The organism is Sulfuricurvum sp. (assembly GCF_049587615.1).
GTDB lineage: Bacteria > Campylobacterota > Campylobacteria > Campylobacterales > Sulfurimonadaceae > Sulfuricurvum.
In genome coordinates this window covers 1-2,350 of sequence record NZ_JBAVEF010000041.1, presented here as the reverse complement: position 1 = coordinate 2,350, position 2,350 = coordinate 1, and the positions used below count along the sequence as shown (strand labels likewise).

The following is a 2,350-nucleotide window of genomic DNA, read 5'->3' as shown; positions in this document are numbered from 1 at the left end:
TCTCGTTCGGCCATGGCGGCAACTCCTTATCTGCCGCCGACCCTAGCAGGTCACGCTGGGTATGACAAGTCTAATACGACCTCCCCTGACGACTGCGGTTGGGACGGGTTGTTGAGGAACTGCGGATTGGGTGAAGCATACTGTCCTTAAGCACGTGGCTAAGGACGGTAAGGCACATGGCGGCCGAGATCATCTCGACGGTTGAACGCCGGCGTCAATGGCCGACCGAGGAGAAGCTGCGGATCATGTCGGAGGCGCTTGCGCCGGGCGCCACGATCGCGGCCATCGCCGATCGGCATGGGGTGTGCCGCTCGCAGCTCTATACGTGGCTGCGGCATGCGCGTGAGGGCAAGCTGCCCGGGATCTCGATGAGCGCACCGGAGGCGGTTTCGTTCGTTCCCGTGCAGGTCAGAGCCCACATGCGCACGTCATCGCCTGCACCGCCATGCGATCCTCTGGCGAGCTCGGCGATGTCATCTCCCCCGTCTGTATCGTCCACAATGCGCGGTCGCCGGCCGGCGATGGTCGAGGTCGTGCTCACCAACGGCCGGATCGTGAAGGTCGACGAGTGCATCGATCCCAACGCGCTCGCGCGTCTCCTTGCCGCGGTCGATGGGGGCCGCTCGTGATCACGGTGCCGGCTGGCGTGAAGATCTATCTGGCGTGTGGCGTCACCGACATGCGGCGCGGCTTTGATGGACTGAGCATCATGGCGCAGGACGTGCTGAAGCAGGACCCGTTCTCGGGCGCGATTTTCTGTTTTCGAGGCCGCCGAGGTGATCTCGTCAAGCTTCTGTACTGGGACGGCCAGGGCTTCTGCCTGTTCGCCAAGCGGCTGGAGAAGGGCCGCTTCACGTGGCCAGCGACGAAGGAGGGCTCGGTCACTCTGACCCCCGCACAGATGTCGATGTTGCTCGAAGGACTCGAGTGGCGAGCTCCACAACGCACCTGGCAACCAACGCTTGCCGGATAGTGCGAAGCAGTGCATGCCTGAGGGCATGCCGCTCACGCTCGATCAGCTTCCTGACGATGTTGCCGAGCTGAAGGGATTGCTGCTCGCGAAAGACGCCGAGCTGATCGAGAAGAGCGCGCAGCTTGCCGCCACGTGCGCCGAGCTCATCGCCGCCAAGAACGGCCTCGTCGTCACGCAGCTGACGATCGAGAAGCTGAAAGCCCAGATTGCCAAGCTCCGTCGGAGCAAGTTCGGTGCGAGCTCGGAGCGGATCGAGCGGGTTCTCGAACAGCTCGAGCTGGCGTTGGAGGAAGCGGAGACGGCGAAGGCCGAGGCGATTGCAGCGCAGCCGCAGCAGCCCGAGCCGGAAGTGGCGAACGCCGAGGCACAACCGGCCGAGGACGCGAAGCCCGAGAAGAAGAAGCGCCGTCAGCTACCGCCCGAGTTTCCACGCCGCGACATCGTGCACGCGCCGCCCGGCGTGTGCAAAACCTGCGGCGGTTCCGAGCTGCGCACGGTGAGCGAGACTATCACCGAGGTGCTGACCTACGTGCCGGCGCGCTTCGAGGTGAACCGCCATGTGCGCCCGGCCTGCTCGTGCCGCAAGTGCGAGACCATGGTGCAGGCACCGATGCCCGATTTGCCGATCCCGCGCGGCATGGTCGACGCGAGCTTCCTCGCCCACATCGTGGTGGCGAAGTTTTGCGACCACCTTCCGCTCTATCGGCAGGCCGAAATTTACGCGCGATCGGGGCTCGACATCGATCGCAGCCAGCTCGCCGAGTGGCTCGGGCATGTCGCGTGGCTGCTGCGCCCTCTGGTCGAGCTGATCGCGCAGCATGCGATGGCGGGCCGCGTCATCCACGCCGTCATGCCGGAGGCGTGCTTCCAGCACGACACGCCGGTCGACGTTCTGGCGCCGGGCACCGGCAAGACCAAGACCGGCCGGCTCTGGGTCTACCTGCGCGACGAGCGCCCGCATGCAGGCAACGCTCCGCCGGCCGTGCTCTATCGCTATACGCCCGACAGAAAGGGTGAGCATTGCCGCGCGGAGCTCGCCGACTTCACCGGCTGGCTGCATGCCGACGGCTACGCCGGCTTCGGCCGCCTCTACGAGATCGCAGGCATGCGATCGTCCGACGCCGCACTGCTGCAAGGCCCGCCGCGCGTCGCCGAGGTCGCCTGTTGGTCGCACGTGCGGCGCGGCTTCTACGACGAGTACGTGTCGCACAAATCGGCGATCGCAAAAGAGGCGCTCGATCGCATCGGCGCGCTGTTCGACATCGAGCGCCCGATCGCCGGAGCACCGCCCGACATCCGACGCGCCGTGCGCCAACGAACGGCACGACCGAGGATCGACGAGCTGGCGACTTCGCTCGACGAGCAGCTGAACAAGCT

3 protein-coding genes are annotated in these 2,350 nt (G+C 65.9%); all 3 read left to right on the top strand.

Annotation, left to right across the window (positions count from 1 at the left end; all coding sequences use genetic code 11):
• Window positions 1–176 precede the first annotated feature (176 nt).
• The gene (tnpA, locus tag WB308_RS07370) at window positions 177–629 is read left to right on the top strand and encodes an IS66-like element accessory protein TnpA (protein ID WP_424190473.1); all 453 of its coding nucleotides are present in this window, start codon (window positions 177–179) and stop codon (window positions 627–629) included.
• On the top strand, window positions 626–973 hold the full coding sequence (gene tnpB / locus WB308_RS07365; protein WP_424190471.1) for an IS66 family insertion sequence element accessory protein TnpB: 348 nt from the start codon (window positions 626–628) through the stop codon (window positions 971–973). Before tnpA ends, tnpB begins: the two co-directional genes overlap by 4 nt.
• 25 nt (window positions 974–998) lie before the next feature.
• On the top strand, window positions 999–2,350 hold a 1,352-nt coding region (tnpC, locus tag WB308_RS07360), incomplete at its 3' end, for an IS66 family transposase (RefSeq protein WP_424190469.1).

Bases quoted from the DNA above. Each gene is read 5' to 3' on its own strand.
- tnpA (WP_424190473.1), top strand. From the start codon at position 177: ATGGCGGCCGAGATCATCTCGACGGTTGAACGCCGGCGTCAATGGCCG.